This window comes from Pseudorhizobium endolithicum (assembly GCF_902153245.2).
GTDB classification, from domain to species: Bacteria; Pseudomonadota; Alphaproteobacteria; order Rhizobiales; family Rhizobiaceae; genus Neorhizobium; species Neorhizobium endolithicum.
Map to the genome: position 1 here is coordinate 347302 of NZ_CABFWF030000014.1, position 22977 is coordinate 370278.

Genomic DNA, 22977 nt, shown 5'->3' on the forward strand with positions numbered 1-22977 from the left:
TGGATTTCTGCGGCCTCTCGAACCACGGCAATGCATTTCTGCATTTCGACTCGCTTCATTGACAACATGAGGATGCTTCCTCGCTCGTCCGGCTCCCTTGCTACCGCCAAGCAGGGACGTCCACTTGGTAGCGAGCTTTCGTCTGAGCGTACCGGCTGGCAGCGCGGCACGGCCGGCACCTCATCAGAGGGTTCTGGCCAAGCACAATATGTTTCAGCAGGCCCTTCACCTCCGTCAACCTTTTAAGGGGTCGACACCATCGAAGAGGACCAAACGTTCACATCGCATGCATGACATGCGTTGCCTTCACCGCCGCGGAAGCGCGGTTCTCTACGCCAAGCTTCACGTAAATCTGCTCTAGATGCTTGTTGACCGTGCGGGCGGAGAGGCCGAGGATATCGCCGATGTCCCGGTTTGACTTGCCCTTGGCGATCCATTCGAGGACTTCTGATTCCCGCAGGGTCAACGCAAAGTGCCGGCGCAGCGCCTCGGCGCCTGTATGTTGGCTTGAACCGGTCAGCCGGAACAGGAATTCCTCAGGGCCGATCGCGCCTAAGAACGTCAACTCCAGTGCGGGCTGTTGAAGTTTCAGCGTGAAGGCGTCGCCGGACGGAGCACCGGTCAGGTTCCGCGCGGCAAGCCAGCAGGCGATATGTTGGGCGACCATGTGGAGACCGTCGTCGTTGCCGGTTGCGGCATTCACCAGGCGCGTTGCCTGTGGCGTGGACCAATGGATGCTGCCGTCGCTTTTGACCGCCAGCAGGTGGCGCCCTGCTGCATCGAGGGCGACGCGGGCGCTTTGCACCGATCGCGCGTTCGAAAGGTGCACCCGGATGCGGGCCCGCAACTCGTCGATGTTGATCGGCTTCGTCAGGTAGTCCACGCCGCCGGAATCAAGTGCGTTGACCACGTGCTCCGTCTCCGTCAGCCCGGTCATGAAGATCACCGGGATCTCCGAGATCGCCGGATGGGCTTTCAGCCGCCGGCAGGTAGCGAAGCCGTCCATGGCCGGCATCACGGCGTCGAGTAGGATGAGGTCGGGCGTAATCCGGTCGACGATGTTGAGTGCGGCCTGCCCGGAGGTAGCGATCAGCACCGAGAAGCCGGACTGTTCCAGCGCGTCCGTCAGGAAGCCGAGCGCCTCCGGGCTGTCGTCCACCAGGAGAACGATGTCGCGGGATTGGGCGGCGTCAGCCATTGGCAGCACGGTCTCCGGTGAAGCGGTTGAGGAAGGTCATGTATCCGTCGAAGTCGAAGGCCTGGACATAGGCGCCGAGTTCCGCAGCGAAAGGCTTCAGTTCCTCCGCCTGAGCAAGATCGGCGAGCTTCGTCTCGATACCCCGCACGTAGCCGATCTCGCCGAGACGCAACAGGTCATGGAGATGAGTTTCTCCAGGACTCACCAGTTTTGCCGGGGAGCGGAGGGCGGCGGCCCCCGCTTGCTCGCCTTCGTAGATCCAGACCAGTCCGAGATGGGCTGCGAGCCGGTCGCTCAGTTGCCGCAGGTCGACCGGCTTGCCGATCGCATCGTTATGGCCCTCTGCCGTGGCGGCCGAGCCGTCGCCGATATTGGCGGACAGCATGATGATCGGCGCCGTCTGTCCGCCGTCGCGAAGCTTCGTCACCAGATCCCAGCCGCTCATGCCCGGCATGGAGATGTCGACCAGGAATAGGTCGGGCCTGATGCCCTCGATCAGCGTCAGGCAGTCCGGGCCGCTCGCGGCCGTCAACACCACGAAATCCATCGGCACCAGCAGTTCCCGCATCAGGTCGCGATGGTCCTCGTTGTCGTCGACCACGACGATCGTCCGCCGCGGCCCGCTGTAGGAGACGATGCGGCGCTCCGGAGCGGGCGCGGTGCTCGGGCGGTCGATGGCCGAGAGCATCAGCCGCACCCTGAAGGTAGAACCTTCATCCTGGGTGCTTTCTACCGAGATTTCGCCGCCCAGGGTGTTGGTGAGAAGCCGCGTGATCGTCAGCCCGAGGCCGAGGCCGGGCATGGGCTTCACCGTGTCGGCCTCGCCGCGCTGGAAGGGTTCGTAGATGCGCGCCAGATCCTTTTCCGGGATGCCGCGTCCGGTGTCGCTTACAGTAAAGGTCGCGACCTGGCTCCGGTAGGTAACCTCGAAGCGGACGGTGCCTGTATCGGTGAACTTGACGGCGTTGGAGAGCAGGTTGACGAGGATCTGCCGAAGCCGCTTCTCGTCGGTGCGCACATAGAGCGGCAGGCCCCGGGCGCGCTCGTGTTCGAATCTGAGGCCCTTGGCCTGCGCCTGCAGGGAAAACATCTCGACGATCTGGTCGAGGAAGTCCTGGATGTTGATCTCGTTCGAATAAACCTGCAGCCGGCCGGCCTCGATCTTGGAAATATCGAGGAGCCCGTCGATCAGGCCGGACAGATGATCTGCGGAACGCTTGATGACCTTGATCGCCGACTGGCGCGGCACGGGGATGGACTCGTCGCGCTCGAGGATCTGCGCATAGCCGAGCACCGCATTGAGCGGCGTGCGCAGTTCATGGCTCAGCCCCACGACGTAGCGGCTCTTGGCGCGGTTGGCCGCTTCCGCCGTTTCCTTCGCCTTCTGCAGCGCAGCGTCCGTCTTCTTGTGGGCGGCGATCTCGCGCAGGAGCAGCGTGTTCTGGCGCGAGGATTCCTCCTCCGCCACCACCCGGCTGTCGTGGGCGAGCACGTAGAACCAGGAGACGATGCCGGCGATCACGGCGAAGACGAAGAAGACGATCAGAATGGTGCTGTAGATCACCTCGGCATTGGCGGGTGCGGCAAGGCCCGCCTGATAGGCGATCATGCCGAGGATGAGGCCGATCATGGAAATGGAGACAGCCGCCGCCACCCCGTAGCGGCCGAGGCGCGTGGTCAGCTTGGCGAGGACGGTCTGGGGCAGCACGGTTTTCGCCACCGAGCCCACCTGGGCGTGGAGGCGCGCGTTGGGCTTGCACATATCATGGCAGCGGCTGTCGAGCGAGCAGCAGAGCGAGCAGATCGGCGCGGCATAGGCCGGGCACCATGCCATGTCCTCCGGCTCGAACGGATGCTCGCAGATCGAACAGGTGATGGAGCCGAGGCTCTTCCAGCTGTGGCGCGGTTTGCGCGCGAGATAGAAGCGGCCCTTCGTGGCAAAGGCGATCGCGGGCGATAGGAGGAAAGCGATGAGCGTCAGATAGGTGGAGAGCGAGGCCATGACAGGGCCGAACAAGCCGAAATGGGCGGCGAGCGCGATGCCTGCCGAACCGCCCATCGCGCCCAGTCCCACCGGGTTGATGTCGTAGAGATGCGCCCGCTTGAACTCGATGCCGGGCGGTGACAGGCCTAGCGGCTTGTTGATGAAGAGGTCGGCCGAGATGGTGCAGAGCCAACTCATGGCGATGATGGAGAAGATCCCGAGCGTGGCTTCCAGCAGCCGGTAGATGCCGAGTTCCATCAGGAGAAGCGCGATCGCGACGTTGAAGATCAGCCAGACGACGCGGCCCGGATGGCTGTGCGTCAGCCGGGAAAAGAAGTTCGACCAAGCGAGCGACCCGGCATAGGCATTCATCACGTTGATCTTCAGCTGCGACACGACCACGAATGCCGCCATCAGCAGGAGCGCGGCCGTCTCGTTCGGGATCATGTAGCCGAAGGCGGTGAGGTACATATGGGCCGGATCGGCCGCCTGGCTCGCGGGCACGGCAGTCGACAAGGTCAGGACTGCAAGAAAGGAGCCCGCAAGAAGTTTCGGAACGCCGACGACCATCCAGCCGGGACCGGCCAGGAAGACTGCGAGCCGATGGCGCCAGCGCCTCTGGCCCTCCGCGGGCAGGAAACGCAGGAAGTCCACTTGCTCGCCGATCTGGGGCATCAGGGCCAAAATGACCGCAGAGGCGGCGCCGAACTCAAGCAGGTCGAAGGGTGCTGCGCCTCCCACCTGGGCATTCGAGTGATTGATGCCGGCGAAAGCCCGCCAGAGATCGAACTTCTCCCAGTCAAGGAAGGCGATGAAGACGAAAGGCAGGATGTTGAGGATGATCCAGAAGGGCTGGGTCAACAGCTGGAACCGCGAGATCAGCCGCACGCCGTAGATCACCAGCGGGATCACCACCACCGCGCTGATGATGTAGCCGATCCAGGGCGGGATACCGAAGGCAAGCTCCAGAGCACCCGTCATGATCGACGCTTCGATCGCAAACAGCATGAAGGTGAAGCCCGCATAGATAAGCGAGGTGACGGTGGAGCCGATATAACCGAAGCTCGCGCCGCGGGTGAGGAGGTCGATATCGACGCCATGGCGGATGGCATAGCGGCTGATCGGAAGGCCGACCACCAGCATGGCGACGGCAGCGGCGATGATGGCGAAGAAGGCATTGGTCGTGCCGTAGGACAGGGTGATCGCCCCGCCGATCGCCTCCAGCGCCAGGAAGGAGATCGCGCCGATCGCGGTGTGCGAGATGCGGCTGGACGAGAAACGGCGCGCGCTCTTGGCGGTGAAGCGCAGCGCGTAATCCTCCAGCGTCTGGTCCGCGACCCAGCGGTTATACTCCCGGCGGACCGGAATGATGCGTTGGCGTGCGGCCATGCCTAATATCTGGCGCCCTTGATGGTGTGTCTATCTATTAGGCACTTTCGTGTGGGCCGTCCAATTTTGCAAGCCCCGAGGGGAGATTAGAGATGCCGGATGGAAAGCCGGCCGCCCCACCTGGCATTCAGATAGTCGCAGACGAGGCTGCGGTGGCAGTGGTGCGGCTTGTCCTCTGAGCAGAGGAGGCAGGCACCGTCGAAGGTTTCTGCTTTGAATCGGGTCTCTACCTTGCGGTCGGACATCAAGCCGAGGAAGTCGTGCCGGAAGGTTTCCCAGTTGCCCTTCTCCTTCTTGAAGGCCGTCATGATCTCTTCCGTCGGAGCAAGCAGCGGCTCATGCACATAGCCCGCGCCGCAAAGTTCTTTGAGAAAGAAGGGCAGGTCATCCGCCTTCGCGAAGGCCGCGAGTTGAGAAGTGTTGTGCAGCCGCACATCGATCACCTTCTTCACCCCGGCGTCCCTGATCCGGCCGAAGAAATGCTCGGCGCTGGTCCTGGTGAACCCGATCGTGCTGACCTGCATGGATCTCCCTCCGCTGCCGAGCATATCGGGCCAGGTGATGGCCGCTGTCAATGTTGCTGCCGCAGGGCTGACGGCCGGCTTCCCGTTTCTCCCCCTCCGGTACGTCATTCTACGTATACGGGTTTGCGATGCAGCATCGGATAGTCCGCGTAGCAACGGTCAGGCCTGACGCTTCCGGTGCGAACGAACAAGAAGAGGGGTTCGATCATGAAGATTTGCGCAAGGCTCGGCGGCGCACTGCTTGCCGCAGCACTCTCCACCACGGCCTTCAACGGCGCCTTTGCCCAGGAAGACACGATCAAGATCGGTGTTCTGCACTCGCTTTCGGGCACGATGGCAATCTCCGAGACGACTCTCAAGGACGCCATGCTGATGCTCGTCGAGGAGCAGAACAAGAAGGGCGGCATTCTCGGCAAGAAGCTCGAAGCCGTCGTCGTCGATCCCGCATCCGACTGGCCGCTCTTCGCTGAAAAGGCCCGCCAGTTGATTTCGCAGGACAAGGTAGCCGCCGTCTTCGGTTGCTGGACGTCCTCGTCGCGCAAGTCCGTCCTGCCGGTGTTCGAGGAGTTGAACTCGATCCTGTTCTACCCGGTTCAGTACGAGGGCGAGGAATCCTCGCGCAACATCTTCTACACCGGTGCCGCCCCGAACCAGCAGGCGATCCCGGCCGTCGACTATCTGGCCGAGACCGAAGGCGTCGAGCGCTGGGTGCTGGCCGGTACCGACTACGTCTATCCGCAGACGACCAACAAGATCCTCAAGGCCTACCTGATGTCGAAGGGCGTGGCCGAGGAAGACATCATGATCAACTACACGCCCTTCGGCCATTCCGACTGGCAGACGATCGTGACGGACATCAAGAACTTCGGTTCCGCCGGCAAGAAGACCGCCGTCGTCTCGACCATCAACGGCGACGCCAACGTGCCCTTCTACAAGGAACTCGCCAACCAGGGCGTCAAGGCCGAAGACATACCCGTCGTCGCCTTCTCGGTCGGTGAGGAAGAGCTGGCCGGCCTCGATACCGGTCCGCTGGTCGGCCATCTGGCCGCCTGGAACTACTTCCAGTCCGTGGAAAGCGATGCAAATGCCGAGTTCATCGAGACCTGGCACGCCTTCACGAAGAACGACAAGCGCGTCACCAACGACCCGATGGAAGCCGCCTATATCGGCTTCAACGCCTGGGTGAAGGCCGTCGAAGCCGCCGGCACTACGGATACCGACGCCGTGCTCGACAGCATCATCGGAGTTTCCGTCCCGAACCTTTCGGGCGGCCACTCCACCGTCATGCCGAACCACCACATCACCAAGCCGGTGCTGATCGGCGAGATCCAGGCGGACGGCCAGTTCGAGGTCGTTCAGGAAACGCCGGCCGTCGTCGGCGACGAGTGGTCCGACTACCTGCCGGACTCCAAAGACCTCATTGCCGATTGGCGCAAGCCGATGGAGTGCGGCAACTTCAACGTCGCCACCGGCAAATGCGGCGGCAAGGGGAGCTGATAGCGGCGGTTCCCCTTCTCCCCGCGGGGAGAAGGTGGTCCGAAGGACCGGATGAGGGGGAGGCGAAGCCTGACGGCTTCCCCCTCATCGCCTCGCATTCGCTCGGCACTTCTCCCCGACGGGGAGAAGAGGGAGCAAGGGCAACCAGCCGCTTCCACGGGGACACCTATGCTCATCCGTATCTTCAGTCTTATCTTTCTCGTTCTCGCATCGGCCGTACCCCCTTTGGCACAGGGCACCGATCCCAAGCCGCTGATCGATGCTCTGGCCAAGGCGAACTTCAAGCAGGCGGAAGAACTGATCGCCGAAGTTGCCGCGACAGGCGATCCGCGTGTCGTCGCGCCGCTCGAGGCGTTTGCGGAAGGCGATCTCTATGCCCGCAAGGCCGATGGTGTGGTGTTCATCGGCAGGTCTGCTGGATCCCAGATTGCGCTGGTCGATCCGTTGACCGGCGCCGAGGCCGGAGAGGTGGCGAAATCGGCGGCGACGAAGATCAAGGTCAATAACAATCTGCGGCGCGCGATCCGGGCCTCGCTCGGGGGGCTGACGCTGATGAGCCCGGATCGCGGCGCGCGGCTTCAGGCGGCAACCGCCATTCTGGGTGCGCCGAGCGCCGAGAACCTGCAGCTTCTGGAAGCCGCACTCGCCAAGGAAACCGATGCCGAGGTGAAGACTCGCATGGAGGAGGCGAGGGCGGTGTCGCTGCTATCCTCCGACCGTTCGCTCGAGGAGAAGCGCGCGGCAATCGAAACGCTAGCGGCCAAGGGCGGCCGCAAGGCGATTTCGGTGCTGCGTTCGGCACAATCATCGGTCGATGAGGGCCTGAAGGACGATCTCGACAAGGCGATCACCGCAATTGAAGGCGAACTCGCTCTCTGGGACATGGCGCAGAACGTCTGGTACGGCCTGTCGCTCGGCTCGGTGCTGTTGCTTGCGGCGATCGGCCTTGCCATCACCTTCGGCGTCATGGGTGTCATTAACATGGCGCATGGCGAGATGGTGATGCTCGGCGCCTATTCCACCTTCGTCGTCCAGGACGTCATCCGCTCCAGTGCGCCGCAGCTGTTCGACTGGTCGCTGGCGATCGCCCTGCCGGTGGCGTTCCTGGTGACGGCTGCCGTGGGCCTTGCCATCGAGCGGGGCGTCATCCGCTTCCTCTACGGCCGGCCACTGGAGACCCTGCTTGCCACCTGGGGCGTCTCGCTGATCCTGCAGCAGGCGATCCGTTCGATATTCGGGCCGACGAACCAGGAGGTCGGCAATCCCTCCTGGATGTCCGGCTCGTTTCCGCTTGGCGGCATGATGGTCACCTGGAACCGCATGTGGATCATCCTTTTCTCGCTTTCGATCTTCTTTGCGCTGCTGGTGCTGATGAAGAAGTCTTTCTTCGGACTGCAGATGCGGGCGGTGACGCAGAACCGGCGCATGGCTTCTTCCATGGGTATCCGCACGCCTTGGGTTGACGCCTTTACCTTCGCGCTCGGCTCGGGGATCGCGGGGATCGCCGGCGTGGCGCTTTCGCAGATCGATAACGTCTCGCCGAACCTTGGCCAGGGCTACATCATCGACAGCTTCATGGTGGTGGTGTTCGGCGGCGTCGGCAATCTGTGGGGTACCTTGGTCGGGGCGCTGTCGCTTGGCGTCCTCAACAAGTTCCTGGAGCCCTGGGCTGGCGCGGTGCTCGGCAAGATCTTCGTACTGGTGCTGATCATCCTCTTCATCCAGAAGCGACCGCGCGGCCTCTTCGCGCTCAAGGGAAGGGCGGTGGAAGCATGATCACCCGTTTTGTTCTTCGCGCGCTCGACGGCAAGATCGTCGTCGCCATCGGCATCTTGCTTGCGATCGCTCTGCTTGTGCCGGCACTGAATCTCCTGGTGCCGCTCGAAAGTGCCTTCCACGTTCCGACTTACGCGGTGTCGCTGTTAGGCAAGTATCTCTGCTACGCGCTGCTCGCGTTGGCGCTTGATCTGGTCTGGGGCTATTGCGGCATCCTCTCGCTTGGCCATGGCGCCTTCTTCGCGCTCGGGGGCTATGCCATGGGCATGTACCTTATGCGCCAGATCGGTAGCCGCGGCGTCTATGGCGATCCAGTCCTGCCGGATTTCATGGTCTTCCTGAACTGGCGGGAACTGCCGTGGTTCTGGTACGGCTTCGACATGTTCCCCTTCGCCATGCTGATGGTGCTGGTGGTCCCGGGGCTGCTTGCCTTCCTGTTCGGCTGGTTTGCCTTCCGCAGCCGCGTCAACGGCGTGTATCTGTCGATCATCACGCAGGCGATGACCTATGCGCTGATGCTCGCCTTCTTCCGCAATGACATGGGTTTCGGCGGCAATAACGGACTGACGGACTACAAGGAGATCCTTGGCTTCCCGGTCCAGGCAGCCGGCACACGCAACGTGCTGTTTGCGATGTCGGCCATGATGCTGGCGCTCTGCCTGTTGCTCGCATCGGGCATCGTCCGCTCCAAGTTCGGCAAGGTGCTGGTCGGCGTGCGCGACGCTGAAAGCCGGGTGCGCTTTCTCGGCTTCCGCGTCGAGAACATCAAGCTGTTCACCTTCGTCGTTTCCGCGATGATGGCGGGGATCGCCGGTGCGCTCTTCGTGCCGCAGGTCGGCATCATCAACCCCGGCGAATTCGCGCCGGCCAATTCCATCGAGGTCGTCGTCTGGACGGCGGTCGGGGGCCGCGGCACGCTGATCGGGCCGATCATCGGCGCGGTTCTGGTCAATGCCGGCAAAAGCTACTTCACCGGCGCCTTCCCGGAATTCTGGCTCTACGCACTGGGCGGGCTCTTCATCGCCGTCACGCTTTTCCTGCCGAAGGGCATTGTCGGGACGATCCAGCAGGGCTGGAGCGGGCGCAAGGCGATGAAGGCTGCAGAGGATGCAGAGAAGGGCAGGGATGCCGACGTCCTGCCGCAGGCAGCGGAGTAACCGATGACGACCGTTTCCGAAACCCGAGCGAAGAGCCTGCTCTACCTCGACAACGTCTCCGTCGCCTTCGATGGTTTCAAGGCCCTGAACGGGCTCTCCTTCGTGGTGGAGCCGGGCGAACTGAGGGCGATCATCGGCCCGAACGGCGCCGGCAAGACTACGATGATGGATATCATCACCGGCAAGACGCGGCCGGATACGGGGAGGGTGCTGTTTGAGGATTCCGTCGACCTGACGAAGAAGGACGAGGCCGATATCGCGCAACTGGGTATCGGTCGCAAATTCCAGAAGCCGACCGTGTTCGAGAGCCATACGGTCTGGGACAATCTGGAACTGGCTCTGAACCGCTCGCGCGGCGTCTTCGCCACGCTCTTCTATCGCTTGACGCCCGAGGATCGCGACCGGATCGAGGAGATCCTGTCCACCATCCGGCTCACCCATCGCCGGCAGGAGCTTGCCGCCAACCTGTCGCACGGCCAGAAGCAGTGGCTGGAGATCGGCATGCTGCTCGCGCAGGAGCCGAAGCTTCTGCTTGTCGACGAGCCTGTGGCCGGCATGACCGACGCCGAGACGGCGGAGACGGCCATCCTGCTGCGCGAGATTGCAAAGACGCGCTCCGTCGTCGTCGTGGAGCACGACATGGGCTTCATCCGCGACCTGGGGGTCAAGGTGACGTGCCTGACGGAAGGCTCGGTGCTGGCCGAGGGATCGATCGATTTCGTGTCGAACAACCCGAAGGTGATCGAGAACTATCTGGGGCGCTGAGGCGCAGCCGAAAGGGGAGTGTCCATGCTGGCAGTCGACAACATCAACCTCCATTACGGGGCTGCGCAGGCGCTGCGCGGCGTCTCCATCAACGCCGATAGGGGCAAGATCACCTGCGTGCTCGGCCGCAACGGTGTGGGAAAAAGCTCGCTCCTGCGCGCCATCACCGGCCAGCATCCCGTTAGCGCCGGCACGATCACTTTCGAAAACGCCACGCTGAACGGTCTCGCTCCTTACGCGCGGGCCAGACAGGGGCTCGGCTATGTGCCTCAGGGCCGCGAGATCTTCCCGCTCCTCACGGTGCAGGAGAACCTCGAATCCGGCTTTGCTCCGCTCCCGCGCAAGGACCGTTTCATCCCGGATGAGATTTTCAGTCTGTTTCCCGTGCTCGGCAGCATGCTGTCGCGGCGCGGCGGCGATCTCTCCGGCGGCCAGCAGCAGCAACTGGCGATCGGCCGGGCCATGGTCATGCGACCGAAGATCCTCGTGCTCGACGAGCCCACGGAAGGCATCCAGCCATCCATCATCACGGATATTGGCCGGGCGATCCGCTACCTGAGGGACTCAACCGGCATGGCGATCCTGCTGGTGGAACAGTATCTCGACTTCTGTCGTGAAATCGCCGATCGGGTCTACATCATGGATCGTGGCGAGATCGTGCATGAAGGACTTGCTGAAACGTTGGATACGCCAGAAGTCAGACGGCACCTCACGGTCTGAGAAGCAGCATGATGTGCTGTAGTCACCGGAGAAAGAGCGCATCCCTCAGACTCATTGGCTCCCGTGTTCGCAAATCAAGGTCTGCCTCCAGGTGAGCAATATGACGAAGCATCACGTCTTGGGCCAGTATTTCATCGCCTTTTGCCAGCGCATCAAGCAGTTCCGTATGGTGATCATGGCCGCAACTGGATGCGCCTGAACGGCCGTACAGCGCGATGACGAGTGAGTAGCGTGCGACCAACTCTTCCATGAACCGCTTCAATATGTCGTTCCCGGACAGAGACGCGGGTATCGGGTGGAAGTCGCCGGAGGCCTTGATTTCGGCGCGCCGGGCGGCAGGACCATTCTGCGAAATACCATGGGCCTCTTCCTCCAGCTGGCGCCTGAAGCGCGCGATGTCGGCGGCAGTACTTCTGGTTTCCTTTGATTCAACGCTCAAGTCCAACCTGTCGGTCGGATGCCGATCGACCTACTTTGCTACGCCACCGACAGCTTCAAGCGGTGTCACCAGAAACGGGTCGAACATGATGATCCTTCATTTCGTGCGATCTCGGAGGGCTGGTCGCACGCTCTCAAAGCCGCCTTCAAGAGCCTCGCCGATCTCAAGTTCTAGCGGTCTTGTTTGCCCGCTCCCTGCCGGAGGTTTCTCACCACATCGGACCTTCCTGGAAACTGTGGACAATGCGAAGCCGATGGCGTGACTTATCGTCATCCTCCAACCCGGCGCGCCGCTGTCGTTTCGGCGAATGCTCAGCCATCCCGCTTCGCGATCCAGTCATGGGCCGGGTGGTTCTGAAAGCGCCACTTGCGGAGCGGCCCGGCCATGACGTTGAGATAGTACATGTCATAGCCGTAGGGGGCGGCGCAGGGGTGGTGGCCTTTCGGGACCAGCACGACGTCGTGATTTGAGACGCTCAGGGTTTCGTCCAGTTCACCGTCTTCGGTGAATACGCGCTGGTGGCCGTAGCCCTGCTCAGGGTTCAGGCGGTGGTAGTAGGTTTCTTCGAGATAGGTCATCTCCGGAAACCGGTCCTCATCATGACGATGCGGGGGATAGGAGGACCAGTTGCCGGCGGGGGTGAAGACTTCGGTCACCAGAAGGCTGTCGGCCACATCGGACTCTTCCATGGCAATCGGAAAGATGTATCGCGTATTGGCACCTTTGCCGCGGGTGACGAGATCCGGGACATTGAGGACGCGCGCCCTGTGGCTGCCCCTGCCGGGTGCGGTGCAGACGGCAAGGGTGCAATCCGTGACAGCAGCCGCAGCCCATTGGCTGTCGTTGGGGACATAGACGCAGGCGGGCTTCCTGCGCTCGAACACGTTCATGCGGTCGCCAAGCGTGCCGAAGTTTCCATCTACGCCGGATATCTCCGCCTTGCCTTCAACGAGCACGAGGATCACCTCGCGGTCTCCCGTCCGCTCCTCCACCCGGTCGCCTGCCTTCAGACGGTATAGGCCGAAGCCGACATAGGCCCAATCAGGAGACTTTCCCGTTCGGGCGCTGTTCACGGTGATGTCGTGAACCTTGCCGGTGGTGCCCTTCGGCTTGATCAAAAGATCGGACATTGGCTGTTCCTTCGGCTGGTTATGATGGCCCCGGCGGGAGTGGGTTGCTGATGCTCGCTCATCACCCAGTCCCGATCGTCAGTCCTGCCTTGGCGCAAACGGCCAGGATGTGCTCGTAACCCTTCTTCGAGTATTCGTAAGGTGGTGCTTTGGCTGGATCCTGCTCCGCCTCGACTACGATCCAGCCCTCGTAATCCATTGCCTTCAAGCGTTGGGCCACTTCCTGAAAATCAATGGCACCGTCGCCGGGCACCGTGAAAGCACCGGCAACCACGCCATCCAGGAAGCTCCTGTCGTTTTTCCGGACGTCCCGGACAACGTCCGGGCGGATATCCTTGAAGTGGACATGGTGGATGCGGTCGCCCCAGCGATCCATGGTCCTTGCGATGTCGCCGCCGCCGAAGACGAGGTGGCCGGTATCAAAGCAGAGGGTTACCTCGGGTCCCGACGAAGCCATCAGCCAGTCGATATCATCCTGATCCTCGACAAAGGCGCCCATGTGGTGGTGGTAGGAGAGGGTGACGCCCTGACCTGCCGTCCACTTGGCGATTTCGGTGAGCTTGCGGCCATAGGCGTAGACCTCGTCACGCGACAGCTTCGGCCGGTCGTTGACGGGCACGCCGATCTGGCCCTGCACTGTGTTGGAGCATTCGGCATAGACGATGCAAGGGGCTCCCAGCGCCCCGAACTGTTCGACTTGCTGAGCAATCGCGGCACGTTCCGTCGCAACCTCCGAAACAAGCAGATTCCCGGAGCACCAGCCGCCACAAAGGGCTATGTCGAAGCGCTCGAGAAAGAGCCTCAGGCCCTCCGTATCCTGCGGCATGCGCCGGCCGCGTTCAACGCCGGTATAGCCGATCTCCCGTGCCTCCTTTAGCGCCTGCTCCATCGAGTAGGCAGCGGTGAGGTCCGGCAGATCGTCGTTCTGCCAGGCTATGGGAGAGATGCCGATCTTGACGCTCATGTGAATCCTCTCGCCGCTCCCGTAGCGGCCGGTTGTCGTGCAATGTGTTCAACTGCCCGAGGCACTGAACTCAGTTGGTCCTTTGGCGCTTCAGGTTTTCCAGATAATTTTCCCGCGCCTTGCGCACCGTGTCGCGTGCCGAGACCTCGGGCACGGCCACATCCCACCATGCGCCGCCGGCCTCTGTGGACGGATAGGGATCGGTATCGATGACGATGACGAATGGCCCGCTTGCCTCACGCGCATCTTTAAGGGCTGCTTCCATTTCCGAGATTCTGCTGACCTTGCGCGTCTCAGCCCCCATGGACGCTGCATGGGCGGCGAAATCGATCCGTGACGGGTTAACGTGCCGGGCATGGTCGAGAAGGTTGTTGAACTCCGCGCCGCCGGTGCTCATCTGCAGGCGATTGATGCATCCGAAACCGCGATTGTCGGTGACGATCAGGGTGATCTTGATGCCCATCATCGCGGCCGTCGCCAGTTCGGAATTGGCCATCATGTAGGAGCCGTCGCCGATCATGCACACGACATCCCGGTCCGGTTCCGCCATCTTGATGCCGATCGCGCCGGCGATCTCGTAGCCCATGCAGGAATAGCCGTATTCCATGTGGTAGGACATCGGCCGGCCGGCTTTCCAGAGCTTGTGCAGTTCTCCTGGCATTGTCCCGGCGGCGCACATCACCACGGTATCCGGACCTGCTGATCGCTGTACGGCGCCGATAACCTGCATGTCGGTCGGTAGCGCGTTTTTTTCCTCGGGATCCGGTGCGGCGGTCACCTCATCGGCGGCTCTGAACCAGTCCGCCTTGAGAGCAGGATCGGGCGCTGCGAAACGAGCGCCGCCAAGGGCCTCGGCAAGGATAGAAAGCCCTGCCGCTGCATCGGCGCAAAGAGGTTCGGCCCCGTGCTTTGCGGCATCATAGGCCTGGACGTTGAGGCTGATCAGCCTGCAGGCCGGATTGCTGAACAAGGCCCAGGAGCCCGTCGTGAAGTCCTGGAAGCGGGTTCCTACACCGAGGACGACGTCGGCCTCGGCGCAGACCGCGTTGGCGCTCGATGCCCCTGTCACGCCGACCGGACCGAAGTTCAGCTGATGGTCCCATGGAAGCGAGGACTTGCCAGCCTGGGTTTCCACGACGGGGATGCGAAAGCGTTCGGCAAATGCCGCCAATTCGGCATGGGCGCGTCCATAGTGGACACCGCCGCCGGCGATGATGACCGGGTTCTGTGCCGTCCTGAGGATGTCGGCAACCTGCCGGACTTCGACGGGATCCGGCTGAGGGCGACGGATGCGCCACACCTTTTTGTCGAAGAACGACTCGGGCCAGTCGTAGGCTTCCGCCTGGACATCCTGACAGAATGCCAGAGTGACCGGTCCGCATTCGGCGGGGTCCATCATGGTGCGGAACGCACGCGGGAGCGCCGTGAGCAATTGCTCCGGCCGCATGATGCGATCGAAGTAGCGGCTGACGGGGCGGAAGCAGTCATTGGCCGAAACCGTACCATCGCCGAAATCCTCGATCTGCTGCAGAACCGGATCCGGGCCTCGTCCGGCGAAGACGTCGCCGGGCATCAAGAGCACCGGCAGCCGGTTGACATGCGCGAGCGCGGCGGCCGTCACCATGTTGGTGGCGCCGGGCCCTATGGAGGAGGTGACCATCATCGCCCGGCGCCGGCCAAGCTGCTTCGCATAGGCGATCGCAGCATGCGCCATGGTCTGTTCGTTGTGCCCGCGCCAGGTCGGAAGATTTTCACGTTCGCTGTGGAGAGCCTCGCCGATCCCCGCCACGTTTCCGTGGCCGAAGATGGCCCAGCAGCCGGCGATGAAGGGGACGCCGTCCTCGTTCAGCTGGTTGGCGATAAACCGGATCGCGGCCTGCGCCGCCGTCAGACGGATGGTCGTCATGCTACTTCTCCCGCAATCTCTCCACGAGCGTCCAGTCGAGGCGCCCGCGCTTCGTCCCAGATGGCACACAGGCGTGCATACCGCTCCTTCATCATCTCGACCGCTTCCCCGTCACCAATCTCGCCTTTCATCCAGCCGCGCGCCGCATCGGCGAAGATGGTACGGCCCACTGCAAATCCCTTCACCAGGTGGAACCCTGCCGCGGCGCGGAAGCTGTCGGCCAGCTCTGCCTCCGGCGCATCCAGTCCGAGGATGACGATGCCGCGGACGTGAGGGTCGTTCTCCTGGATCGCCTCGCAGGCGGACTGCCAAGCGGCTGAAGAGCGCATCGGCTCGAGCTTCCACCAGTCCGGGTAGATGCCGATCTCGTAGAAGCGACGGATCAACTGCGCCGTGGCGCCATCCGTGACTGGCGCCACCTTGGACGGAATGATCTCGAGCAGGAACTCCAGATCGTTGCGCCGAGCGGCGGTGAAAAGGCGCAACAGGGTTTCTTCCTGCTTTGCCCGCAATTCCTCGTCATCGTCCGGATGGCAGAAGCACAGCACCTTGACCACGTGATCCTTCGGCCAATTTTCGAGCCCGCCGCAATCCGGCCCGAGGTCCGGCTCCAGCGCAAGCGGCCTCGAGCCCGGCCATTCGGTCGGGCGCCCGACCCAAAGCCCGGTGCCCGCCGCAGCATGCAGCGCCTTGCGTCCCAGGCGGTCATCGCAGAGGACGCCGTAACCCTGCCGACCGTCCGCAACCTCCAAGGCAGCCTGCAGGCAGAGCGTCTTGAACTGCCCGATCCGTCCCGGCGGACCCCCCGCCTCCTCGGCAAGGGCTTCAAGTTGCATCCGGTGATCGAAGGCAAAGATGCGTACATGCGGCCATTCGCCTTTGCGGTTGGTCGACCAGTGGATCTGCTCCAGCGCCGGATCATTGCGCAGGTCCGGGCGCCTGACGCCACGCTTCAGGAAGAACTGCAGTTCCTCCCAGGATGGATAGGCGGGCGTGCAGCCATGGCGGGAGACGGCAAAGGCACCGCAGGCGTTTGCGTAGGTGAGTGCCGTCTCCCAGCTTTCGCCTTTCAGCCAACCGCGTAACAGGCCGGACATGAAGCCATCTCCGGCGCCTAAGACATTGAAGACCTCGATGGGAAAGCCTGGCCCCGAGCGCCCTTCATCCAGCGTGCTGCCGATCTCGCCCTCGAAGGCGACGGCACCCATAGGGCCGCGCTTGCAGACGAGGGTGGCGGACGAGACTTTTCGTACGTTCCGCAGCGCTTCGAGGGTGTCGGTAGAGCCGCCGGCGATGTGAAACTCTTCCTCAGTCCCGACGATGAGGTCGAAGAGATGGAGGGTGGACTGCAGCTTCCTGGTCACCGCAGCGGATTCGATGAACCGGCTTTCGCCAGCCCCGTGGCCGGCGAGGCCCCAGAGGTTCGGGCGATAGTCGATGTCGAGAGCGGTCTTGGCGCCATGCTTGCGGGCGAGGTTGAGGGCCTTGAGGACGGCGGCTTCCGTCCGCGGATGGGAAAGATGCGTCCCCGTGGCGCAGACACAACTGGCGGAGGCGATGAACTCCTCCTCGATATCGTCTTCGCACAGAGCCATGTCCGCGCAGTTCTCGCGGTAGAAGATGAGCGGGAAGCTGTCCTCGTCGCGGATGCCAAGCAGAACCAGAGCGGTCAACCGGGCAGGGTCCGTCTTTACCCCGGTTACGTCCACCCCTTCGACAAGCAACTGTTCGCGAATGAACCGGCCCATGTGCTCGTCGCCGACCCGTGTGATCACTGCGGATTTCAGGCCAAGTCGTGCAGAGCCGGCTGCGATATTGGTGGGGCTGCCACCGATGTATTTGGAGAAGGATCGCATATCCTCCAGCCGGCCTCCGACCTGGTCTCCATAGAGATCGACCGACGAGCGGCCGATGGTGATCAGGTCGAGAGGTTTGCTGTTGTCCTTCGGCATAGCGCTACCTTCTCCGTCGGTTCTCATTGCATGTGCCGCCGCCGCTCGGCGATCGCGACCGGCAGGGCGGACACGATGGCCATGGATGCAGCGATGGAGCGGAAGCCCGCGTAGTCGTTCTCGGCGATCTCGAGCCAGACCTTGGACAGCGGAGCGAGGGGCGAGAGCGGCGAGTCCGTCAGCGCTACGATCGGCACGCCCCGGTCGTGCAGGCGAACTGCCAGATCCACCGTGTCTGAGGCATAAGGTGCGAATGAGCAGATGAAGGCTGCATCGTCAGCCTGCGCCATGTCGGCGATCTCCTCGTCTATGCCGTTCGTGGAGCCGACCATGATGGCCCGGATGCCAAGCTTGCCGAACGCATAGGCAAGATGTGCGGCAAGCGGATAGGAACGTCGGCGGGCAATGAGATAGATGGTGCGGGCGCGGGCCAGCACCGTCACGACCTTGGCGAATTCCGCATCCGTCACCTGTGCGGAGAGCTTGTCCACGGAATTGCGGGCCGCATCGATGAAGCCATGCATGACGGTGCCGTCGAACGTCCCCGGGGATGCCTTCGCTTCTAGCCGGCTGAGACGCTCTTCGTAACTGGATGCGCGCGCCATCAATCGTTCGCGGAAGACCTGCTGCAGGTCCGAGAAGCCTTCATAACCGAGATGGTGAGCAAGCCGGACCAGCGTCGACGGTTGCACCTGCGCCGCCTTGGCAATGGAGGCGGTCGTGCCGAGGGCGATCTCGTCGGGATTGGCCAGCACATAGCCTGCCGCCTCCGCCAGGCGCTTCGGCAATGTGTCCTGCGCGCCGACGATGCGGCTGCGTAGAATCTCGAAACTGTTCTTGCCCTTGACCATCAGATCCTCAAAGCGTGACCACGACGCCCTGCTTTACTGAACGGAAGGCCGCGTCCGCGAGTATGAGGGCGCGCAAGCCATCTTCGCCGCTGGGAGAGGGGGAGGCACCATCCTTGACGACGGAAACGAAGGCGGCGATCTCGGCGGCATAGGCCTCCACGTAGCGGGTCATGAAGAAGTCGTGCAGGGCGGGGCGGGTGAAGCCGGCGCCGGTCGCGAGTTCGATCGTTACGGGGCGCTGGTTTTCGACTGAGATGGTGCCTTTCGACCCATGCACCTCCACCCGCTGATCATAGCCATAGGTGGCACGACGGGAGTTCGAGATAGTGCAATGCTTGCCGGAGGCTGTGGTGAGCGTGACGGAGGCACTGTCGAAATCCACACCTTCGATCGCTTTGTCGGTGAGGACGGAGGCGGTTGCATAGACGGTCACGGGTTCCTCGCCCAGCAGAAAGCGGGCCATGTCGAAGTCATGGATCGTCATGTCCCGGAAGATGCCACCGGAGCTCTTGATGTAGTCCATGGGCGGGGCGCCTGGGTCGCGGGATATGATCTGTATCATCTCGACCTCTCCGATCCGACCATCGGCAATGGCTTTCCTGACCGCCGAGAAATGCGGATCGTAGCGGCGCTGGAAGCCAAGCATGAGCTTTGCCCCCGTTTCCCGAACGACCTTCAGGCACGCTTCGGCACGGGCGACATCAAGATCCACCGGCTTCTCGCAAAAAATGGCCTTTCCGGCGCGCGCGAACGTCTCGATCAGATCGGCATGGGTATTGGTGGGCGTGCAGATGATGACGGCATCGACCGCCGGATCGGCGGCGATCTCGTCAATAGTCGATACACGGCAGCCGTATTGCTCGGAGATCGCTTTGGCCGCGTCGCCTGAGGCATCCGCCACGAAGCCGAGGTCGGCATCGGGATTGCCGGAAACAGCGCGAGCGTGAACCTTGCCGATGCGACCAGCGCCGAGAAGGGCGAATTTCAAAGTCATGTCTATCCTCTTATTCCGGGTAAGCACCCGCGATGTTCTGGTCAAAATCGACGATAGAACCGGTCATGACACCGGCAGCGCCCGACAGCATGAATGACGCCAGTCCGGCCACATGCTCAGGCTTTACGAGCATGCCGAACGGCTGTTTCGCCTCTGCCTGCTCGAGCCACGAGTCACCTGCGCCATGAAACTTCCGTTGAACGGCATCCTCTCCGGGGGTGTCCATCCAGCCGCAGTTGATGCCGTTGACACGTATCCGCTGTGTCCGGAGGCTGTTGGCGGCATTCTTCGTGATGTTGGCAAGCGCCGCCTTGGAGGCTGCGTAGGGAGCCAGGAAGGATTGTCCGCAATGCACGACCATCGAGAGGATATTGACGATCGAGGCGGGTTCTCCAGCCGCGATGGCAAGCTTTGCCATCCTTTGGATCGCGAAGAAGGGGGAGCGGGCGTTGGCTGCCATCATGCGATCCCAGGTCGTGTGATCGGTATCCAGTATCGAGCCGCGATCCGTCAGCGCGCCGGCTACGACCAGGGCATTCAATCCTCCCAGTCGATCTGCCGCCGAATCCACGAGTCTTTCGACGGATGACGTGTCCTCAAGGTCGCAGGCCACGAAGCACGCGCCGAGAGACCCTGCAACGGCTTCGCCCTTGGCCCCGTCCCGTCCGGAGACAACGAGGCTCGTGCAGCCTTCGCCCTGCAAGCGGCGAGCGATGGCAAGTCCCAAGCCTTGCGTCCCTCCGATGATAAGCGCCCGCGTCGAACCATGCATGATCTTACGCCGCCGCATCCCGGAATTCCGTGCCGGTCTTGGCGCCCGTGATATAGGCAACCACATCCTGACCGTTGGTGTCTTCCTTGTTCAGGTCAGCGACGATGCGACCACGCCGGAAAACGACGATGCGGTCGACGAGATCGAAGACCTGCCGCATGTTGTGGCTGATAAGGATCAGCGGTTCTCCCTGATGCTTCAGCGTGCGGATGATGTTCTCCACCTGAGCGGTTTCCTGAACTCCGAGAGCCGCCGTCGGTTCGTCCATGATGGTGAGCTTGGAGTGGAACGTCGCGGTCCTGGCAATGGCCACGCATTGCCGCTGACCGCCGGACATGTTCCGGATGGTGTTCTTGAGATTGGGGATCTTCACGGCCGTCTTCTCCAGCGCTTCCAGGGTACGCTGCCGCATGGCCTTGTAGTCGAGGATCGAGAAGGGGCCGAGACGGAAACGGACTAACTCCCGGCCAAGGAAGAGGTTGTCGGGGACGTCCAGCTCGTCCGCGAGGGCGAGCGACTGGAACACGGTCTCAATGCCCGCCTCACGCGCCTGCATCGGGTTGTCGAAGGTCACCGGTTCGCCGCTGAAGATGATCTGGCCGCGGGTGGGCCTCTCGACACCGGTGATCTGCCGGACGAAGGTCGATTTGCCGGCGCCGTTGTCGCCCATGATGGCGACGTGCTCGCCTTTTCGGATCGTGAAGTTGGCACCTTCGAGGGCGTGGACGCCGCCGTAGTGCTTCGTCAGGTCGACCGTTTCGAGGATGATGTTGCTATTGGTCATGACGTCCTCCCTCATGGACCCCACGCAGCACGGCGTTGGCGCCACTGGTCCAGTACGACGGCTGCGACGATAATCCCGCCCTTCACCATCTCCTGGTAGTAGGCATCCAGCCTCAGGAACGTGAAGCCCGAGATGATGACGCCGAAGATGAGCGCGCCGAGGACGGTGCCGGCGATCGAACCGCGCCCGCCGGAGAGCGAAACGCCACCGATCACGGCCATGGCGATCGCGTCGAGTTCGTACATCATCCCCATTCCGGCCTGGGCCGTGAGGTTCTTTGACGAAAGGACGATTGCGGCCACCCCGGCAAGCACGCCCGCAATCATGTAGACGAGTACCTTGTGGCGCGCGACCTTGATCCCCGACATGCGGGCCGCGTCCTCGTTCGATCCGATCGCGTAGGTGTGCTTCCCGTACACCGTGTGGCGCAGGATGAAATGAAAGAGGATGGCGAGAGCGACAAAGATGATGACCGGCATCAGCCCCTCGCCGACGGCGCGGTAGCCTTCGGTTGGAAAGGAGATGGGCCGGCCGGCCGTCCACCATTTCGAGATCCCGCGCGCGGTGACCATCATCCCGAGCGTCGCGATGAAGGGAGGTATGCCCGTATAGGCAATGAGTGCTCCGTTGATGACCCCGGCCAGGAGGCCGAACAGGAGTGCAACGGCGATCGGAACGAGGACGGGAAGGTCGGCGGCCCATGGCCCGAGAGCGAGTGTCGGGTTGGGGTTGCCATTGACTTCCGCCACCTGCGCAAAGCTCATGGCGATCATGGCGGCTGCACCGACCACCGAACCCGAGGACAGATCAATGCCGCCGGAGATGATAACCTGCGTCACGCCGATGGCAATGATGCCGACGATCGCAACCTGAAGGATGATGATGCGCAGACGCTGTTCGTTGAAGATCGAACTGCTTCGCCCCGAGGTGTCGAACAGGAAGCTCTGACCCATCATCAGGTGGCCAAGCAGTTCAAAGATGCCGATGATGAGGATGAGCGCGATCAGTACGTTCATCTCGTTTGGCCAACGGCGCTTCGAACTATCGAAGGCAAGGCCGCCGACGCCGTGCAGGTTAGAGGTCGCCATCGCTTAAACTCCGGTGTGCGGCAGCAACAGCCTTTGCCGCCGGTCGTTCTGGCGAGGGCGCCGAGAGACTGCCCTCGCGTTCTCTGCGGAGATCAGTTCTTGGACTTGTAGTCCGCAATGTTGGCCGGCGTGACCAACTGGAACGGGATGTAGACCTTCTGATCGACGCTTTCGCCCTTCGCCAGCTTCAGGGCTGCATCGACTGCCCCCTTGCCCTGGCCGGCGGCATCCTGAAACACTGTGACATCGAGGTCGCCGGCTTCCATCGCTGCCAGTGCGTCCTGGGTGGCATCGACCCCGCCCACGACTACGTCTTCCATAGAGAGGTTCGCGGCCTTCATCGCCTGGATTGCGCCCAAGGCCATCTCGTCATTGTTGGAGATCAGGGCGTCGAAGCTTTCGCCCGTGGAGAGCCAGTTGGTCATCAGGTCCTGTGCCTCGTCACGGGACCAGTTGGCGGTCTGCTCGTCGATGATCTGCAGTTCAACCTGGCACTCGCCCGACTTCATCACGTCCTTGATGTCCTGGGTCCGCATCACGGCAGCCTGATTGGAGAGCTCGCCCATCATGATGTAGATGCGGGCGGGGTTCTTTCCCTTCTCGCTGAGCAAGCGGCAAACCTCCTTTGTCTCGAGCGTCCCCGACTCCTGCTCGTTGGAGGCGACGAAGGCTTGGTTGTCCGGAAGCGTGTCGACGTTGATCGGCTCACGGTTCACGTAGACAAGCGGGACGCCGGCAGCCTCGGCCGCCCTGGTCATGGCTTCAGTGGCGGATGTGTCGACCGGATTGACGATGATGGCATCGACGCCGGACGCGACGAAGTTGTTGATCTGGTCCAGTTGCTTGGCGACGTCATTCTGCGCGTCTTCGATCTGCAGGTTTACGCCGTCCAGGGTCTTTGCGTAGTCGCTCATGCCGTTGCGCAGCACGGTCAGGAAATTATCGTCGAACAGCGCCATCGACACCCCGATATTCTCGGCATGGGCAGCAGTCGACATGAGAGCGGCCGTGATGGCGCCCAGAACGAGCCTTTTCATGATTTCTCCTCCACTGCGGGTGCCGGTTCACCCTTGTTCGCCGGATTTTT

Annotated in this window: 19 protein-coding genes and 1 pseudogene; 6 read left to right on the top strand and 14 right to left on the bottom strand. The window is 62.5% G+C overall.

The window, feature by feature from the left end; all coding sequences use genetic code 11:
* Positions 1 to 277: 277 nt before the first annotated feature.
* The 3 genes from RTCK_RS16835 to RTCK_RS16845 form a co-directional block, all read right to left on the bottom strand.
* Positions 278 to 1198: a response regulator transcription factor gene (locus RTCK_RS16835; protein WP_142593629.1), complete on the bottom strand. Its 921-nt coding sequence runs from the start codon at positions 1196 to 1198 to the stop codon at positions 278 to 280.
* Complete coding sequence (locus RTCK_RS16840) at positions 1191 to 4571, bottom strand: hybrid sensor histidine kinase/response regulator (RefSeq protein ID WP_142593630.1); 3381 nt, start codon at positions 4569 to 4571, stop codon at positions 1191 to 1193. Before RTCK_RS16840 ends, RTCK_RS16835 begins: the two co-directional genes overlap by 8 nt.
* 86 nt (positions 4572 to 4657) lie before the next feature.
* On the bottom strand, positions 4658 to 5095 hold the full coding sequence (locus RTCK_RS16845; RefSeq protein ID WP_142593631.1) for a DUF488 domain-containing protein: 438 nt from the start codon (positions 5093 to 5095) through the stop codon (positions 4658 to 4660).
* A gap of 207 nt (positions 5096 to 5302) precedes the next feature.
* Between RTCK_RS16845 and urtA the strand changes: the two genes are divergently transcribed.
* The 5 genes from urtA to urtE all read left to right on the top strand — a co-directional run bounded on the left by urtA (position 5303) and on the right by urtE (position 11010).
* Positions 5303 to 6592: an urea ABC transporter substrate-binding protein gene (gene urtA, locus RTCK_RS16850; RefSeq protein WP_142593632.1), complete on the top strand. Its 1290-nt coding sequence runs from the start codon at positions 5303 to 5305 to the stop codon at positions 6590 to 6592.
* 168 nt (positions 6593 to 6760) lie between these two features.
* Entirely contained in the window at positions 6761 to 8368 is a 1608-nt protein-coding gene (urtB, locus tag RTCK_RS16855) for an urea ABC transporter permease subunit UrtB (protein WP_142593633.1), read from the top strand.
* The gene (urtC, locus tag RTCK_RS16860; protein ID WP_142593634.1) at positions 8365 to 9525 is read left to right on the top strand and encodes an urea ABC transporter permease subunit UrtC; all 1161 of its coding nucleotides are present in this window, start codon (positions 8365 to 8367) and stop codon (positions 9523 to 9525) included. The genes urtB and urtC overlap by 4 nt, the downstream gene beginning before the upstream one ends.
* 3 nt (positions 9526 to 9528) lie before the next feature.
* Complete coding sequence (gene urtD / locus RTCK_RS16865) at positions 9529 to 10290, top strand: urea ABC transporter ATP-binding protein UrtD (RefSeq protein ID WP_142593635.1); 762 nt, start codon at positions 9529 to 9531, stop codon at positions 10288 to 10290.
* Between the two features lie 24 nt (positions 10291 to 10314).
* Entirely contained in the window at positions 10315 to 11010 is a 696-nt protein-coding gene (urtE, locus tag RTCK_RS16870; protein WP_142593636.1) for an urea ABC transporter ATP-binding subunit UrtE, read from the top strand.
* A gap of 22 nt (positions 11011 to 11032) precedes the next feature.
* Here the strand turns inward: urtE and RTCK_RS16875 are convergent, their stop codons facing one another.
* On the bottom strand, positions 11033 to 11455 hold the full coding sequence (locus RTCK_RS16875) for an FCD domain-containing protein (RefSeq protein WP_142523625.1): 423 nt from the start codon (positions 11453 to 11455) through the stop codon (positions 11033 to 11035).
* Between RTCK_RS16875 and RTCK_RS20955 the strand changes: the two are divergent.
* A pseudogene (locus RTCK_RS20955) lies at positions 11403 to 11623 on the top strand (peptidase); the annotation flags it as partial. The gene RTCK_RS16875 and the pseudogene RTCK_RS20955 overlap by 53 nt on opposite strands.
* Before the next feature lie 137 nt (positions 11624 to 11760).
* On the opposite strand, the gene iolB reads toward RTCK_RS20955, so the two are convergent.
* The 10 genes from iolB to RTCK_RS16925 form a co-directional block, all read right to left on the bottom strand.
* Positions 11761 to 12579: a 5-deoxy-glucuronate isomerase gene (iolB, locus tag RTCK_RS16880; RefSeq protein WP_142523626.1), complete on the bottom strand. Its 819-nt coding sequence runs from the start codon at positions 12577 to 12579 to the stop codon at positions 11761 to 11763.
* Positions 12580 to 12640: 61 nt separating this feature from the next.
* Entirely contained in the window at positions 12641 to 13543 is a 903-nt protein-coding gene (gene iolE, locus RTCK_RS16885; protein WP_142523627.1) for a myo-inosose-2 dehydratase, read from the bottom strand.
* A gap of 70 nt (positions 13544 to 13613) precedes the next feature.
* The gene (iolD, locus tag RTCK_RS16890) at positions 13614 to 15449 is read right to left on the bottom strand and encodes a 3D-(3,5/4)-trihydroxycyclohexane-1,2-dione acylhydrolase (decyclizing) (RefSeq protein ID WP_142593637.1); all 1836 of its coding nucleotides are present in this window, start codon (positions 15447 to 15449) and stop codon (positions 13614 to 13616) included.
* Positions 15446 to 17401 (bottom strand): bifunctional 5-dehydro-2-deoxygluconokinase/5-dehydro-2-deoxyphosphogluconate aldolase, encoded by a 1956-nt coding sequence (locus RTCK_RS16895; RefSeq protein ID WP_142593638.1) that lies wholly within the window; start codon positions 17399 to 17401, stop codon positions 15446 to 15448. The genes iolD and RTCK_RS16895 overlap by 4 nt, the downstream gene beginning before the upstream one ends.
* A 23-nt stretch (positions 17402 to 17424) precedes the next feature.
* Positions 17425 to 18252 (bottom strand): MurR/RpiR family transcriptional regulator, encoded by an 828-nt coding sequence (locus RTCK_RS16900; RefSeq protein WP_142523630.1) that lies wholly within the window; start codon positions 18250 to 18252, stop codon positions 17425 to 17427.
* Between the two features lie 7 nt (positions 18253 to 18259).
* Complete coding sequence (gene iolG / locus RTCK_RS16905; protein ID WP_142593639.1) at positions 18260 to 19246, bottom strand: inositol 2-dehydrogenase; 987 nt, start codon at positions 19244 to 19246, stop codon at positions 18260 to 18262.
* Positions 19247 to 19256: 10 nt separating this feature from the next.
* Complete coding sequence (locus tag RTCK_RS16910; RefSeq protein ID WP_235988736.1) at positions 19257 to 20036, bottom strand: SDR family oxidoreductase; 780 nt, start codon at positions 20034 to 20036, stop codon at positions 19257 to 19259.
* Positions 20023 to 20802: an ATP-binding cassette domain-containing protein gene (locus tag RTCK_RS16915; RefSeq protein WP_142593640.1), complete on the bottom strand. Its 780-nt coding sequence runs from the start codon at positions 20800 to 20802 to the stop codon at positions 20023 to 20025. Before RTCK_RS16915 ends, RTCK_RS16910 begins: the two co-directional genes overlap by 14 nt.
* Positions 20803 to 20813: 11 nt before the next feature.
* Entirely contained in the window at positions 20814 to 21890 is a 1077-nt protein-coding gene (locus RTCK_RS16920) for an ABC transporter permease (RefSeq protein WP_142593641.1), read from the bottom strand.
* Positions 21891 to 21982: 92 nt separating this feature from the next.
* The gene (locus RTCK_RS16925) at positions 21983 to 22927 is read right to left on the bottom strand and encodes a sugar ABC transporter substrate-binding protein (protein ID WP_142593642.1); all 945 of its coding nucleotides are present in this window, start codon (positions 22925 to 22927) and stop codon (positions 21983 to 21985) included.
* Between the last annotated feature and the right edge of the window lie 50 nt (positions 22928 to 22977).